Source organism: Rhodococcus sp. GXMU-t2271, assembly GCF_041414735.1.
Taxonomy (GTDB): domain Bacteria; phylum Actinomycetota; class Actinomycetes; order Mycobacteriales; family Mycobacteriaceae; genus Rhodococcus; species Rhodococcus indonesiensis.
Genome location: NZ_JAUIZP010000029.1, coordinates 101393 through 116313 on the forward strand (window position 1 = coordinate 101393; position 14921 = coordinate 116313).

A 14921-nucleotide genomic window follows, 5' to 3' on the forward strand; every position below is an offset into this window, starting at 1 on the left:
GATGACCCGAAAGCCGCTCATCGCCGGCAACTGGAAGATGAACCTCAACCACCTCGAGGCCATCGCCCTGGTGCAGAAGATCGCCTACGCGCTGCCGGAGAAGTACCTCGAGAAGGTGGACGTGACGGTGCTGCCGCCGTTCACGGACATCCGCAGCGTGCAGACGCTGATCGAGGGCGACAAGCTGCTGCTCACCTACGGTGCGCAGGACGTCTCCGCCCACGACTCCGGTGCCTACACCGGAGAGATCAGCGGCCCGATGCTGGCCAAGCTGGGGTGCACCTACGTGGTCGTCGGCCACTCCGAACGGCGCACCCTGCACGGCGAGACCGACGAGACCGTCCTCGCCAAGACCAAGGCGGCGTTGCGGCACGGCCTGACCCCGATCGTGTGCATCGGCGAAGGCCTCGACATCCGCGAAGCCGGTCAGCACGTGTCCCACAACGTCGCCCAGCTGCGCGGATCCCTCGCCGGGCTCTCGTCCGACGACATCGCGAAGATCGTCGTCGCATACGAGCCGGTCTGGGCCATCGGCACCGGCAAGGTGGCCTCGGCCGCCGACGCCCAGGAGGTGTGCGCCGCGGTGCGCGCCACCCTCGCCGAGCTCGCCTCCCCGGAGACCGCCGACACCGTCCGCGTGCTGTACGGCGGCTCGGTCAACGCCAAGAACGTCGGCGAACTGATCGCCCAGCCCGACATCGACGGCGGTCTCGTCGGGGGCGCCTCGCTCAAGGCCGACGAGTTCGCCCAGCTGTCCGCCATCGCCGCGGGCGGGCCGCTGTAAGGCACCCGCGGTGCCCTTCCGGATCCGCCGAGGCCCGGAAGGGCACCGCGACGGCGCCCTGTAGTCTGACGCCATGGCACTGTTCCTCGACATCCTGCTGATCACCACCAGCCTGCTGCTGATCCTGCTCGTGCTGCTGCACCGCGGCAAGGGCGGCGGTCTGTCCACCCTGTTCGGTGGCGGTGTCCAGTCCAGCCTGTCCGGCTCCAGTGTCGCCGAGAAGAACCTCGACCGGCTGACCGTGTTCACCGGCATCGTCTGGCTGATCGCCATCCTCGGCATCGGCCTGCAGATCAAGTTCAGCTGAGCCCTGCGCACGACGGCGCGACCCGGAATTCCGGGTCGCGCCGTCGTGCGTCGGCCGCGATACTGGCCGGATGACGGATACCGCCCGCCCGGCCGACCCCTCCCGGTCCCGCTCCGCCACCGAGCCTCTGCGCCAGGACATCCGGCTGCTCGGCGGGATGCTGGGCCGCATCGTCCGCGAACAGGCCGGCGAGCACCTCTTCGCCCTCGTCGAACGCGCCCGCGTCGAAAGCTTCCGCGTGCGCCGCTCCGAGATCGACCGCGCCGAACTCGCGGCGATGTTCGCCGACGTCCCCACCGACGACACCCTCCCCGTCATCCGCGCCTTCAGCCACTTCGCGCTGCTCGCGAATCTCGCCGAGGACCTGCACCGGGAACGCCGCCGCGCCGTGCACGTGCGCGCCGGGGAACCGGCCCAGGACAGCTCCCTGGCCGCCACCTACCGCAAGCTCGACGCCGCCGAACTCGACCCCGCCGAGGTCGCCGCCGCGCTCGACGGCGCCCTCGTCTCCCCGGTGATCACCGCCCACCCCACCGAGACCCGCCGCCGCACCGTCTTCGACGTGCAGAGCCGCATCACCGACCTCATGCGCCGCCGCGAACACGCCGAACCCGACGAGCGGTCCGACATCGACCTGCACCTGTGGCGGCAGATCCTCACCCTGTGGCAGACCGCCCTCATCCGCCTCGCCCGCCTGCGCATCCAGGACGAGATCGAGGTGGGCCTGCGGTACTACGACGCCGCCCTGTTCCGCGTCGTCCCGGCCCTCAACGCCGAGGTCCGGCGCGCCCTGCGCGAACGCTGGCCCGGCGTCCCGCTGCTGCCGGACCCCTTGGTGCGCACCGGAACCTGGATCGGCGGCGACCGCGACGGCAACCCCAACGTCACCGCCGAGGTCGTCCACCGCGCCACCGACCGGGCCGCCGCAACCGCTCTCGGGCATCACCTCGCCGAACTCGAACGGCTCGAGCAGGAACTGTCGATGTCCGCACGTCTGGTCCGCGTCACCGACGACCTGGCTCGGCTCGCCGACGCCTCCGGCGACGACGCCCCCTCGCGCGCCGACGAACCGTACCGCCGCGCGCTGCGCGGCATCCGGGGCCGCCTGACCGCCACCGCGGCACGACTGCTCGACGAACCACCGCCGCATGCGGTGTCGAGCCCGCTGACCGCCTACGACGCCCCCGCCGAACTGCTCGCCGACCTCGACATCCTCGACGCCGCCCTGCGCGCCGGCGGCAGCGCGGCCCTCGCCGACGACCGGCTCGCGCACGTGCGCGGCGCCGTGGAGACCTTCGGCTTCCACCTCGCCTCCCTCGACCTGCGCCAGAACGCCGAGGTGCACGGCCGGGTGATCGCCGAACTGTTCAGCTGGGCCGGCGTCACCGACGACTATCTCGCGCTGCCCGAGGAGGAGAAGGTCGCGCTGCTCGCGGCCGAACTGCGCACCCGCCGTCCCCTCAGCGCGCCCGGCGCGCGGCTCGGCGCCGACACCACCCGTGAACTCGGCGTGCTCCGTGCCGCCGCCGCCGCCGTGGCCCGGTTGGGCCCGGCCGCCGTACCGCACTACATCGTCAGCATGTGCAGCTCGGTCTCGGATCTGCTCGAGGCGGCGGTGCTGCTCGACGAGGCCGGGCTCGTCGAGCACGACGTCGCCGGACCGCGCTGCCCGGTCGCGGTGATCCCGCTGTTCGAGACCATCGACGATCTGCGGCACGGCGCCGACATCCTCACCGCCGCCCTCGCCGTCCCCGAGTTCCGCAACCTCGTCGACTCCGCCGACGGGATCCAGGAGGTCATGCTGGGTTATTCGGACTCGAACAAGGACGGCGGGTACCTCGCCGCCAACTGGGCGCTGTACCGGGCCGAGCTCGACCTGGTGGAGGCCGCGCGCACCGCCGGGATCCGACTGCGCCTGTTCCACGGCCGCGGCGGCACCGTCGGTCGCGGCGGCGGACCGAGCTACGACGCGATCCTGGCGCAGCCGCCCGGGGCCGTCGCCGGTTCGCTGCGCCTGACCGAGCAGGGCGAGGTGATCGCGGCGAAGTACGCCGAGCCGAAGCTGGCGCGCCGCAATCTCGAATCCCTCGTCGCCGCGACCCTCGAGTCCACCCTCCTCGACGTCGAGGGGCTCGGCAGCGACGCCGGTCCGGCGTACGCGGTGCTCGACGAGCTCGCCGAACTCGCCCGCGCCGCCTACAGCGACCTGGTGCACGAGACCCCCGGCTTCGTCGAGTACTTCCGGACCGCCACCCCCGTCGCGGAGATCGGATCCCTGAACATCGGCAGCCGGCCCACCTCGCGCAAGCCGACGTCGTCGATCGCCGACCTGCGGGCCATCCCCTGGGTGCTGGCGTGGACCCAGTCCCGTGTGATGCTGCCCGGCTGGTACGGCACCGGGACGGCCGTCGAGACCTGGATCGCGGGCGACGAGACGCGCCTGGCCACCCTCACCGGCCTCTATCGACGCTGGCCGTTCTTCCGCACCGTGCTCTCCAACATGGCGATGGTGCTGGCCAAGTCCGACCTCGGTCTCGCCGCGCGCTACGCCGAACTGGTGCCCGACCCGGATCTGCGGCACCGGGTGTTCGACAAGATCACCGCGGAGCACGAGCGCACCGTGCGCGTCTATCTGGCGATCACGGGGCACTCCGAGCTGACCGCGGACAACCCGGCACTCGCCCGGTCGGTGCACAACCGCTTCCCGTATCTCGAGCCGCTCAACCACCTGCAGGTCGAGTTGCTGCGGAGGTTCCGGGCGGGGGAGGACACCGACCGGGTCCGCCGCGGCATCCAGCTGACGATGAACGGCCTCGCGACCGCGTTGCGGAACAGCGGATAGCGCAGCGGGCGGGGCGGACGGGTCGGGGCGATGGCGGGCGGGCCGGAGCGACCGGCCGCCCTGCCCGGTGGTGTCCGCTCAGCGGGAAGACGACGCACCGAACGGCCGTGACCCGCTACACCTGGACCGGTGACACATGACCGCGAACAGATCGTCGAGCGGCTCGCCGAACTCGCCGCCGCCCTCGACCGCCGGGACTGGGCTGCCCTCGGCGCCGCCTTCACTGACTCCGCGACCGGCTACGGCGCGGCGGGGCGCGACGGCATCGTCGCCGTGGTCCGCGCCCATCTCGGCGGCTGCGGACCGTCGCAGCACCTGCTGGGCAACCACCGCATCGAGATCGACGACGACCGGGCCCGGTCTCTGACGTACGCCCGCGTCCACCACGTGGGCGCGGGCCCGGCCGCCGGGGCGAGCTACGAGTGCTTCGGCGAGTACGACGATCGGTGGATCCGCACCCGCGACGGCTGGCGTCTGACATCGCGCACCTTCACCATCTCCCACGACCTCGGCGACTTCGGCGTCCTCCGGCCCGGCTGACCCGCGGCGCGCGCACCCCGATTCCGGCCGAGGCGGGGGTCACGGCGTGACGATCGCGAAGTCCGGATCCACCGGTGCGAGCACCTCGACGAGCCGGCCCACCACCGTCGGGTCGCCGGTCACCGCGATCGTCCCGTCCGCGAGGGCCGCCGCCGCATCCAGCTGCCCGGTGAGGGCCCCGATCAGCGTGCGGCGGGTGAGGGTGAACACGGTGCTGCCCGGCGGCGGCTCGGGCACGGTCCGATGGTTGAGCACGCCGTGCCGCAGCTCCGTGAGATACGTGGTCCCGAGGTCGGTGAGGACCCATGTGATCACCAGCTGCAGATCCCACGCGCGGGGCCCGTCCACCCGCACCGCCAGGCTGTCGAAAAGCTGCGGGACGGTCAGCGCATCGAGGAAGTCGCCCGAGGACTGCACCGGCGAACCGAAGATCCCCTCGCGGAGTTCCTTCGCGCCGGCCAGATAGATGCAACGCCAGGTGCCGTTCTCGGCGCCGTACGCGAGTTGCTCCATCGCGTCGGCCTGCAGGTCCCGGGCGGCCTGATCGGTGTCGTCGGTGAACAGCAGATGTTTGCAGACCTCGAGCACCCAGCGGTAGTCGCCCTCCTCGAAGGCGCCCCGCGCGACGGCGAGGGCGGCGTCGGCGCCGCCCATGGCGTCGACGTACCGGCGGGCGGCCTCGGCCGGGGGATGGGCCCACAGGTTGGCGGGGTTGCCGTCGTACCACCCCATGTACCGCTGGTAGATCGCCTTGACATTGTGACTCACCGAGCCGTAGTAGCCGTGGGTGTGCCACGCCGCCGCCAGGGCCGGAGGCAACTCGAAGCGTTCGGCGATCTCCGGGCCCACCAGGCCCTGGTTCATCATCCGCAATGTCTGATCGTGCAGGTACAGGTACATGTCGCGCTGCACGGCGAGGAATTCGAGCGCCCGCTCGCGGCCCCAGGTCGGCCAGTGGTGCGAGGCGAACACGACCTCGAGCGCGTCCCCCCACAGCCCGATCGTCTCGTTGAGGTAGTGGCCCCACGCGTGCGCGTCGCGCACCACCGCGCCGCGCAGCGTGAGGATGTTGTGCATGGTGTGGGTGGCGTTCTCGGCCGCGCACAGCGCGCGCCGCTCGGGGAACCAGATGTTCATCTCGGCGGGGGCCTCGGTGCCGGGGGTCAGCTGGAAGACCATCCGTACCCCGTCGACGGTGAGTTCCTGTCCGGTCGCGGTGATGTCGACGGTGGGCGCGATGAGCGTGACGGTGCCGGCCGACGTGGTCTGGCCCAGCCCGGCACCGATCTGCCCGGCCGGTCCCTTCGCGAGCGCCGCGCCGTACATGTAACCCGAGCGCCGCGACATCGCCGTGCCGGCGAACAGGTTCTCCGACACCGCATGTTCGAGGAACCCGGCCGGGGCCACGACGGGGACCGTCCCGGCCGCGACGAGTTCCGCGTCGAGCACCCCCTTGACGCCACCGAAGTGGTCGACATGCGAGTGCGTGTAGATCATCCCGGAGACGGGCCGGTCGCCGCGGTGCTGCCGGTACAGCGTCAACGCCGCCGCGGCGGTCTCCGCGCTGATCAGCGGGTCGATCACGATCACCCCGGTGTCACCTTCGACGACGGTCATCACCGACAGGTCGAAGCCGCGCAACTGGTAGATCCCCGGTACCACCTCGAACAGGCCGTCCTCGCCGAGCAGCCGGCCCTGCCGCCACAGACTCGGATGCGCCGTCGGCGGCGCGGGCCCGTCGAGGAACGCGTAGGCGTCGAGGTCCCACACGACACGTCCGTCCGCGGCGGTGATCGTCCGCTGCTCGCTGCGGCCGACGAAGCCGCGCGTCGCATCCTCGAAGTCCTGCCCGTCGTCCGCGGGCAGCGCGGCCGCCGCAGCCTGCAGATTCCGCCGCGTGGTCTCGCTGGCACCGGAAGTGCTCATGGCCGCCGTCCTCCCCGGAAGTTGCGCGGTGCCCCGAGCCTAGAGGACGTCGCCGGTACAGACCGGTGATCACCGGAATCGGACGCTGCCGCTCACCGGTACTCGTCGGCGAGGTCGAGGTAGCCGTCCCAGTGCGGCATGGCCCGGCCGGTGAGCACGGCATCGAGCCGGTCGAGGTAGTACTGCCAGCCAGGACCGATCTCCGAGGTCTCCGACCGCGGGACGTGCCGGTGCGAGAGCTCGAGGGTGGTGACGGCACCCACCTGCTTCGTCGTGAGCTCGAGTTGCCACCCGTCCTGGTCGACGACGAGGACGTGGGGTGGGTCGCAGCGCAGGATCCGCACGTCCGTCGTCGCCGTGTCGTGCTCGTCGGTCATCGTCAGCCGCACCCGTCCGGAGGCGGGGTCGCCCGTCCACCGTCCGTACCAGCGTTCGAGCCGGTCGGTCAACGCCGCCCACACCTCACCGACCGGCAGGGCGAAGCTGCGCACGTAGTGCAGGGTCACCAGGGAAGACCCGTCCGGGCAGTCGTGCTCGGGCCGGATCTGGCCCAGGACGGTGGTCGGGGTGCTCATCGAACGCTCCTTTCCACGCAGTGCTGTCCCCATTGTGGTCCGCCGGGCCGCCGCCTGCCGGGTATGCGCCGGTCCGTCCCACGGGGAACCGCCGGGCCGGCCGCGGCGTCGAACTGGGCAGGGAACACCGTAGGGGAGGAGCTTCGCGATGGACCGTAGGACGGAGCGATGCCGCCGTGGCCGCCTCACCGGGCTGCGCGCGACCCGCAATCCGAGCTGGGCCGCACGACTGCGCTGCGGCGTGACCGACGGCCGTGTGCCCCCGGATCCGCGGCCCGGAGGGCCCGACCGGGACGGGCAGCGGTGGTGACGGTCACCCGGCGGGCAGCGCCGCGGCGGCCTCCGTGTCGAGGAACCACACGGTCCGGTCGAGGCCCCGTGCCCCGGCGGCCGGGACGTCCACCGCGTCGGCGCCGCCCACCGCGGCCGCGACGGCCTCGGCCTTGGCCGCGCCGGTGACGAGCAGCCACACCTGCCGGGCGCGACGGACCGCCGGGAGGGTGAGCGTGACCCGCGCGGCGGGCGGCTTGGGGGAGTCGTCGACGCCGACGACGAAGCGATCCTGCTCGCGCACGGCATCGGTGTGCGGGAACAGCGAGTTGACGTGGCCCTCGCCGCCCATGCCCAGCAGGTGCACGTCGAACTCGGGGGCGCTGCCGTCGGGGGAGTTCGCGGCGAGCACCTGCGCGTACGTGCGGGCCGCCGACTCGGGGGAACCGGCCCCGGCCTCGTCGAGAGTGGGCATCGCGTGCACCCGCGCCGGATCGAGCGGCACATGGTCGAGCAGCGCCGCGCGGGCCTGGACCTCGTTGCGCTCGGGATCACCCGGCGGCAGGTACCGCTCGTCGCCGAAGTACACGTCCACCGCGGACCAGTCGATTCCGCCGGGAGCCCGCAGGACCGCGTCGAGCACGGCGATGCCGGTGCCGCCGCCGGTCAGCACCACCGCGGCGTGGCCGCGGTCGCGCTGCGCGGCGACCACGGTCTCGACGAACGCTGCGGCGGCCGCCCGCGCGAGCTCGTCGCCCGACTCGAAGCGCCGTACGTGGACGTTCCCGGAGATGTGGTGCGCGTCAGACATATTCCACCTTCGACAGGGCCGTCAGGGCCGAGTGGTACACCTCGTCGGGGTCGAGCCGCCGCAGCTCCTCGGCGAGGCATTCCGAGGAGTCGCGGCGTGCGAGCGTGATCAGCGAATCGGGTTTGCCGGTGCGCCGCAGCGTGGCGACGCGCCCGTCCTGGGGCCGCTCGAGCGAGATCGTCTGGGTGCGGGTGCGCAGCTCGACCCGCAGGTCGCCCACCGCACGCTGGACCGGGCCGTCGATACGGCTCGCGAGCCAGCCCGCGAGCAGATCCACCGCCGGTTCGCTGCCGAGTCCCGACACCAGCGCCGACTCGACCGGCTCGAACGGTGGCTGGTCGAGCGCCGAGACGAGCAGCGCCCTCCAGTAGGTGATCCGGCCCCACGCGAGGTCGGTGTCGCCGGGGGTGTAGCCGGACAACCGCGAGACGATCTCGGCCATCGGACGCGACGAGTTCGTCGCATCGGTCAGGCGCCGCACGGCGAGCCGCCCCACCGGGTCCGCCGCCGGCACCTCGGGCGGGGTGTTCGGCCACCACACCACCACCGGGGTGTCCGGCAGCAGGAACGGCACGATCACCGATTCCTGGTGATCGGCGAGCGGGCCGTGCAGCGCGAGGATCAGCACCTCCGAGGCGCCGGCGTCCCCGCCGATGCGGATCTCGGCGTCCATGCGCGGTTCGCCGCCCGCGCGACCACGGCCGACGACGATCACGCGGCACGGATGCTCCCGCGACGCCCCGATGGCCGCGGTGATGGCGGCTTCGAGACCACGTGGACCGTCGGTGCACACCACCAGGGTGAGCACTCGGCCCTGCGTGACGATGCCGCCGGTCTGCCGCAGCTGGACCAGCTGTTTGCTGATGTCGATCGCGGTGGCGTTGCGCAGCTGCATCCTCACGGGCGTCTCCATTCGCGGCCCGAGCGACGGAGCACCTCGTCGGCCGACGACGGCCCCCAGGTGCCGGCCTCGTACGGCTCGGGCTTGCCGTGCGCCGCCCAGCGCTCCAGTACCGGGTCGAGGATCTTCCACGACAGCTCGACCTCGTCGTCGACGGGAAAGAGCGACGGCACCCCGAGCAGCACGTCGAGGATCAGCCGCTCGTACGCCTCGGGGGAGGACTCGGTGAACGCCTGGCCGTAGCTGAAGTCCATGTTGACGTCGCGGACCTCCATGCTCGAGCCGGGCACCTTGGAACCGAAGCGGAGCGTGACGCCCTCGTCGGGTTGCACGCGGATGACGAGTGCGTTCTGGCCGAGCTCGGTGGTCATCGTCTGGTCGAACGGCAGGTGCGGGGCCCGCTTGAACACGATCGCGATCTCGGTGACGCGCCGGCCCAGGCGCTTGCCGGTGCGCAGGTAGAACGGCACTCCGGCCCAGCGGCGGGTGTCGATCTCGCAGGTGATCGCCGCGTAGGTCTCGGTGGTCGAGTCGGCGGCGAAACCCTGCTCGTCGTGCAGACCGACGACCTGCCCGCCGTTCTGCCAGCCGGCGATGTACTGGCCGCGGGCGGTGGTCTCGTCGAGGGGCTCGGCGAGCCGGGTCGCGGACAGCACCTTGATCTTCTCCGCCCGCAACTCGGCCGGGTCGAAGCTGATCGGTTCCTCCATCGCGATGAACGCGAGCAGCTGCAGCAGGTGGTTCTGGATCACGTCCCGGGCGGCGCCGATGCCGTCGTAGTAGCCGGCGCGGCCGCCGAGACCGATGTCCTCCGCCATCGTGATCTGCACGTGGTCGACGTAGTGCGCGTTCCACAGCGGATCGAACAGCTGATTCGCGAACCGCAACGCCAGGATGTTCTGCACCGTCTCCTTGCCGAGGTAGTGGTCGATGCGGAACACCGCCTCCTCGGGGAACACCTCGGCGACCAGCCGGTTCAGTTCCCGGGCGCTCGTCAGATCGTGACCGAACGGCTTCTCGATGATCACCCGGCTCCAGGTGCCCTCCCGCGCGATCGCGAGTCCGGACTGTTTGAGCTGCGCGGACACCACCGGGAACGCGTTCGGCGGGATGGACAGGTAGAAGGCGTGGTTGCCGCCCGTGCCGCGGGCCTTGTCCAGCTCGGCCAGCGTCGACGCGAGCTCGGCGAACGCGGCGTCGTCGTCGAAGCTGCCCTGCACGAACCGAATGCCCTCGGCCAGACGGTTCCACACCTCCTCGCGGAACTTGGTGCGCGAGTTGGCCTTCACGGCGTCGTGCACGACCTGACCGAAGTCCTCGTCGGCCCAGTCCCGGCGGGCGAAGCCGACGAGCGCGAACCCGGGCGGCAGCAGACCGCGGTTGGCCAGGTCGTACACCGCCGGCATCAGCTTGCGGCGGGCGAGGTCGCCGGTGACCCCGAAGATCACCAGGGCACACGGCCCGGCGATCCGGGGCAGCCGCCGATCACGCTCGTCCCGGAGTGGGTTGACCCACGCCGCCGTCTCGGGTTCGCGCACCGCGTCAGCTCTTGGCGCCGTGCGCGATCAGCTGCTCGGAGGTGGCGGCGAGCAGCTCGTTCCAGGACACCTCGAACTTCTCGACGCCCTCGTCCTCGAGCTTGCGGAACACCTCGGGCAGGTTCACCCCGATCGTCGACAGCGCGGAGAACACGTTCTGCGCCGCCTTCTCGGTGCCGGTGACCGTGTCGCCGGTGACCGCACCGTGGTCGGCGACGGCCTCGAGGGTCTTCTCCGGCATCGTGTTGACCGTGTTCGGGGCGACCAGTTCGGTGACGTACAGGGTGTCCGAGTAGTCCGGGTTCTTCACCCCGGTCGACGCCCACAGGGCGCGCTGCGGACGCGCACCGGCCGCGGCGAGCTGCTCGAACCGGGCCCCGGACTCGAACGCCCGGCGGTACGCCGCGTACGCCAGGCGGGCGTTGGCGACGCCGGCCTTGCCGCGCAGCGCGAGCGCCTCGGGGGTGCCGATCGCGTCGAGCCGCGCGTCGATCTCGGTGTCGACGCGGGAGACGAAGAACGAGGCCACCGAGTGGATCGTCGACAGCTCGTGCCCGGCCGACTTGGCGGCGGTCAGACCGTCCAGGTAGGCCTCGATGACCCGTTCGTAGCGCTCGACCGAGAAGATCAGCGTCACGTTCACGCTGATGCCCTCGCCGATCACGCGGGCGATGGCCGGCAGGCCCGCCACCGTCGCGGGGATCTTGATGAGCAGGTTGGGCCGGTCCACGATGTGCCACAGCTCGATCGCCTGCTGCACGGTCGCGTCGGTGGAGTGCGCCAGTCGCGGGTCGACCTCGATGGAGACCCGACCGTCGACACCGTCGCTGGCCTCGAACACCGGGGCCAGGACGTCGCACGCGGCGCGCACGTCGTCGGTGGTGACGGTGCGGATGGTGGTGTCCACATCGGCGCCGGCCAGCGCGAGCTCACGGACCTGGGCGTCGTAGACGTGGCCCTTGCTGAGCGCCGCCTGGAAGATCGACGGGTTGGTGGTCACGCCCACGACGCTGCGGGTGGCGATCAGCTCGGCGAGGTTGCCGGTCTCGATGCGGTCCCGGGAGAGGTCGTCGAGCCACACGGACACCCCGGCGGCGGAGAGCTGTGCGAGATTCGCGTTCTGGGTTACCTGCTGGGTCATCGGGATCATCCCTTCACTCGGGTCAGCGAGCGGCGGGCGGCGTCGACGACGGCCTCGGCGGTGATGCCGAACTCGCGGAACAGGGTCTTGTAGTCGGCGGAGGCGCCGAAGTGCTCGAGCGAGACGGCCTCGCCGGCGTCGCCGAGCAGGCGGTGCCACGGCATCGCCAGTCCGGCCTCGACGGAGACGCGCGCACGCACCGCCGGCGGAAGCACCTCGTCGCGGTACGCCTGGTCCTGCTCGAGGAACCAGTCGAGGACCGGCACCGAAACCACGCGGGTGGGCACACCGTCGGCCTCGAGCACCTCGCGGGCGGCGACGGCGAGCTGCAACTCGGAGCCGGTGCCGAGCAGGATCACCTCGGGCGTGCCGGTGGACGCCTCGGCGAGCACGTACGCGCCGCGGGGCAGGCCCTCGGCGGCCTTCTCCCGGGTGCCCTCGAGCACCGGCACATCCTGGCGGGTCAGGGCCAGGGCGGTCGGGCCGGTCTTGTTCTCGAGCGCCGCGGCCCACGCGAACGAGGTCTCGTTCGCGTCGCCGGGACGGATCACAGCCAGATTCGGGATCGCCCGCAGCGCGGTGAGGTGCTCGACCGGCTGATGGGTCGGGCCGTCCTCGCCGAGGCCGATCGAGTCGTGGGTCCACACGTAGATCGCGGGGGTCTGCATGAGCGCGGCGAGCCGCACGGCGGGACGCATGTAGTCGCTGAACACCAGGAAGGTGCCGCCGTAGGGGCGGGTCGGGCCGTGCAGGGCGATGCCGTTGAGGATCGAACCCATCGCGTGCTCGCGCACACCGAAGTGCAGCGTCCGGCCGTACGGCTGGGCGTTCCAGTCCTTCGTGGAGATCGACACCGGGCCGAACGAGTCCGACCCGGGGATCGTGGTGTTGTTCGAGCCGGCCAGGTCGGCCGAGCCGCCCCACAGCTCCGGCAGCACCGGGCCGAGTGCGGCGAGGGCGCTGCCGGACGCCTTGCGGGTGGCCGGACCCTTGGCGGCCGGCTCGTAGGTGGGCAGCACCTCGGTCCAGCCGGCGGGGAACTCCCCGGCCTGCAACCGGTCGAACAGTTCCTTGCGCTGCGGCTCGCGACCGGCCCACGCGTCGAACTCGGCCTGCCATGCGGTGCGGGCCGCCGCGCCGCGCTCGACGACGCCGCGGGTGTGCTCGATCACGGCGGGGTCGACGTCGAAGTGCTGCTCGGGGTCGAACCCGAGGGCGGTCTTGACGGCGGCGACCTCCTCGGCGCCGAGGGCGGCGCCGTGCACGTCGCCGGTGTTCATCTTGGTCGGCGCCGGGTAGCCGATGATCGTGCGCAGCACGACGAGCGACGGCTTGTCGGTGACGGCCTTGGCGGCCTCGACGGCGTCGAGGATCGCGGTGACGTTCTCGCCGCCCTCGACGGTCTGCACATGCCAGCCGTAGGCCTCGTAGCGCTTGGCGACGTCCTCACCGAGGGCGATCGCCGTGTCGTGCTCGATGGAGATCTTGTTGTCGTCGTAGAAGACGATCAGGTTGCCGAGCTGCTGCACGCCCGCGAGGGACGAGGCCTCCGACGTCACGCCTTCTTCGATGTCGCCGTCGGAAGCAAGAACGTAGATGTGGTGGTCGAACGGGCTCGCGCCCGTCGCCGCGTCCGGGTCGAACAGGCCGCGTTCCCGCCGCGCCGCCATCGCCATGCCCACCGCGGAGGCCAGGCCCTGCCCGAGCGGGCCGGTGGTCATCTCCACCCCCGCGGTGTGCCCGAACTCGGGGTGGCCGGGCGTCTTCGAACCCCACGTGCGCAGCGCCTCGAGGTCGGCGAGTTCGAGACCGTATCCCGACAGGTAGAGCTGGATGTACAGCGTCAGGCTCGAGTGTCCGCACGAGAGCACGAACCGGTCCCGTCCCACCCAGTGCGGGTCGGTCGGGTCGTGCCGCATCACCTTCTGGAACAGCGTGTAGGCCACGGGGGCAAGGCTCATCGCCGTGCCCGGGTGCCCGTTGCCCACCTTCTGGACCGCGTCGGCGGCGAGCACGCGTGCGGTGTCGACGGCCTTGGTGTCGAGGTCGGTCCAGTCGGCGGGGTGCACTGCCTGGGTGAGGGAGCGGATCTCGTCTGTGATCGACACGAGCAGAAGTCTCCTGACATGGGTATACGGGGAGCGTGCGGGCGCGAAAGCCTCGAGCGCCCCTCCAGAGTAATGTGCTGCGCTTTGCGGGTCGATTCGGTCCGGGCCTGCGCGACGTCTACCATCGTTCGTAGTAGGGCGACGGCGAGCGAAGGTGCGTAATCGCGTGGTGCAAGGAGACAGGGTGCGGGCAGGGCAACGGCCGGGAGGACACGGCTTCGGCGCCCCCGAGGCACCCGGAGCGCCGCGCCCCGACACGGTGTGGGGACGCGTTTCGGGCACGGTGCTCGCCTATATCGCGCTGACCAAGCCGCGCGTGATCGAGCTGCTGCTGGTGGCGACCATCCCGGCGATGCTCTTCGCCGCCCGCGGCGAGGTGGATCTGGTGCTCATCGCGAGCACCCTGTTCGGTGGGTGGATGGGCGCGGCGAGCGCGAATGCCCTCAACTGCGTCGTCGACGCCGACATCGACAAGGTCATGAAGCGGACGGCGCTGCGGCCGCTGGCCCGGCAGGCCGTCCCGACCCGGCACGCGTTCGTGTTCGGCGCGGTGCTCGGCGTCGTGTCGTTCCTGTGGTTGTGGTGGCGGGCGAACCTGCTCGCCGGCCTGCTCGTGGTCGCCACGATCGCCTTCTACGTCCTGGTGTACACGATGGTCCTCAAGCGCAGGACCTGGCAGAACGTGGTGTGGGGCGGGGCCGCGGGGTGCATGCCCGTGATGGTCGGCTGGGCCGCGGTCACCGGCTCGCTGAGCTGGGAACCGATCGTGCTGTTCCTGGTGATCTTCTTCTGGACGCCGCCGCACACCTGGGCCCTGGCCATGCGGTACAAGGAGGACTACAAGGCCGCCGGCGTGCCCATGCTGCCCGTGATCGCGAGCGAGCAGCACGTCACCAAGCAGATCCTGCTCTACACCTGGGCGACCGTGCTGGCGACGCTGGTGCTCGTGCCGGCCGCCGGCCTGGTGTACGCGGTGGTCACCGTCGCTGCCGGTGCCTGGTTCCTGCTCGTCGCGCATCAGCTGTACCGCAGCGTCCGGGGTGGGGCGGCGGTCAAGCCCCTCAAGCTGTTCCTGCAGTCGAACAACTACCTCGCGCTGGTGTGCCTGGGCCTGGCCGTGGACTCCGTGCTCGACCTGCGCACGATCGCCTCGTTCTTCTGATCCGCTGCGAGCACCC

13 protein-coding genes are annotated in these 14921 nt (G+C 71.5%); 6 read left to right on the forward strand and 7 right to left on the reverse strand.

Going from position 1 to position 14921, the window contains the following annotated elements; translation table 11 throughout:
• Position 1 precedes the first annotated feature (1 nt).
• From tpiA to QYS60_RS11635, 4 genes are all read left to right on the forward strand, one after another.
• Positions 2-784: a triose-phosphate isomerase gene (gene tpiA, locus QYS60_RS11620; RefSeq protein ID WP_003939470.1), complete on the forward strand. Its 783-nt coding sequence runs from the start codon at positions 2-4 to the stop codon at positions 782-784.
• A gap of 73 nt (positions 785-857) precedes the next feature.
• Positions 858-1091 (forward strand): preprotein translocase subunit SecG, encoded by a 234-nt coding sequence (gene secG, locus QYS60_RS11625; protein ID WP_003939471.1) that lies wholly within the window; start codon positions 858-860, stop codon positions 1089-1091.
• Positions 1092-1161: 70 nt separating this feature from the next.
• Positions 1162-3933: a phosphoenolpyruvate carboxylase gene (ppc, locus tag QYS60_RS11630; protein ID WP_371383223.1), complete on the forward strand. Its 2772-nt coding sequence runs from the start codon at positions 1162-1164 to the stop codon at positions 3931-3933.
• Between the two features lie 129 nt (positions 3934-4062).
• Positions 4063-4473, forward strand: coding sequence for a nuclear transport factor 2 family protein (locus tag QYS60_RS11635; RefSeq protein ID WP_003939473.1), 411 nt, complete (start codon positions 4063-4065; stop codon positions 4471-4473).
• 39 nt (positions 4474-4512) lie between these two features.
• Here QYS60_RS11635 and QYS60_RS11640 read toward each other — a convergent pair whose 3' ends face one another.
• Positions 4513-6399 carry an alkyl/aryl-sulfatase gene (locus QYS60_RS11640; RefSeq protein ID WP_371383224.1) on the reverse strand — a complete coding sequence of 629 codons (1887 nt, stop codon included), beginning with the start codon at positions 6397-6399 and terminating at the stop codon, positions 4513-4515.
• Positions 6400-6491: 92 nt separating this feature from the next.
• Positions 6492-6974, reverse strand: a complete 483-nt coding sequence (locus QYS60_RS11645; protein ID WP_371383225.1) for an SRPBCC domain-containing protein — start codon at positions 6972-6974, stop codon at positions 6492-6494.
• 148 nt (positions 6975-7122) lie between these two features.
• Here QYS60_RS11645 and QYS60_RS11650 point away from each other — a divergent pair, with 148 nt between their 5' ends.
• Positions 7123-7284, forward strand: a complete 162-nt coding sequence (locus QYS60_RS11650) for a hypothetical protein (protein WP_161628506.1) — start codon at positions 7123-7125, stop codon at positions 7282-7284.
• Positions 7285-7287: 3 nt separating this feature from the next.
• Here QYS60_RS11650 and pgl read toward each other — a convergent pair whose 3' ends face one another.
• Genes pgl through tkt form a run of 5 tightly spaced genes read right to left on the reverse strand, consistent with a single transcriptional unit; the run spans position 7288 to position 13743 of the window.
• Complete coding sequence (gene pgl, locus QYS60_RS11655; protein ID WP_371383226.1) at positions 7288-8055, reverse strand: 6-phosphogluconolactonase; 768 nt, start codon at positions 8053-8055, stop codon at positions 7288-7290.
• Positions 8048-8956, reverse strand: coding sequence for a glucose-6-phosphate dehydrogenase assembly protein OpcA (gene opcA / locus QYS60_RS11660; protein ID WP_003939477.1), 909 nt, complete (start codon positions 8954-8956; stop codon positions 8048-8050). Before opcA ends, pgl begins: the two co-directional genes overlap by 8 nt.
• Positions 8953-10494: a glucose-6-phosphate dehydrogenase gene (zwf, locus tag QYS60_RS11665; RefSeq protein WP_003939478.1), complete on the reverse strand. Its 1542-nt coding sequence runs from the start codon at positions 10492-10494 to the stop codon at positions 8953-8955. The genes opcA and zwf overlap by 4 nt, the downstream gene beginning before the upstream one ends.
• Before the next feature lie 4 nt (positions 10495-10498).
• The gene (gene tal / locus QYS60_RS11670) at positions 10499-11635 is read right to left on the reverse strand and encodes a transaldolase (protein ID WP_054373467.1); all 1137 of its coding nucleotides are present in this window, start codon (positions 11633-11635) and stop codon (positions 10499-10501) included.
• Between the two features lie 5 nt (positions 11636-11640).
• Positions 11641-13743, reverse strand: coding sequence for a transketolase (gene tkt, locus QYS60_RS11675; RefSeq protein ID WP_289380533.1), 2103 nt, complete (start codon positions 13741-13743; stop codon positions 11641-11643).
• 184 nt (positions 13744-13927) lie between these two features.
• Between tkt and QYS60_RS11680 the strand changes: the two genes are divergently transcribed.
• On the forward strand, positions 13928-14905 hold the full coding sequence (locus tag QYS60_RS11680; protein ID WP_003939481.1) for a heme o synthase: 978 nt from the start codon (positions 13928-13930) through the stop codon (positions 14903-14905).
• Positions 14906-14921: the final 16 nt, after the last annotated feature.

What these genes read in the sequence shown, in the direction of transcription:
- tpiA (WP_003939470.1), top strand. Translation starts at nt 2, where the DNA reads ATGACCCGAAAGCCGCTCATCGCCGGCAACTGGAAGATGAACCTCAAC.
- ppc (WP_371383223.1), top strand. Translation starts at nt 1,162, where the DNA reads ATGACGGATACCGCCCGCCCGGCCGACCCCTCCCGGTCCCGCTCCGCC.
- QYS60_RS11645 (WP_371383225.1), bottom strand. Translation starts at nt 6,974, where the DNA reads ATGAGCACCCCGACCACCGTCCTGGGCCAGATCCGGCCCGAGCACGAC.
- QYS60_RS11650 (WP_161628506.1), top strand. Translation starts at nt 7,123, where the DNA reads ATGGACCGTAGGACGGAGCGATGCCGCCGTGGCCGCCTCACCGGGCTG.
- QYS60_RS11640 (WP_371383224.1), bottom strand. Translation starts at nt 6,399, where the DNA reads ATGAGCACTTCCGGTGCCAGCGAGACCACGCGGCGGAATCTGCAGGCT.
- tal (WP_054373467.1), bottom strand. Translation starts at nt 11,635, where the DNA reads ATGACCCAGCAGGTAACCCAGAACGCGAATCTCGCACAGCTCTCCGCC.
- secG (WP_003939471.1), top strand. Translation starts at nt 858, where the DNA reads ATGGCACTGTTCCTCGACATCCTGCTGATCACCACCAGCCTGCTGCTG.
- pgl (WP_371383226.1), bottom strand. Translation starts at nt 8,055, where the DNA reads ATGTCTGACGCGCACCACATCTCCGGGAACGTCCACGTACGGCGCTTC.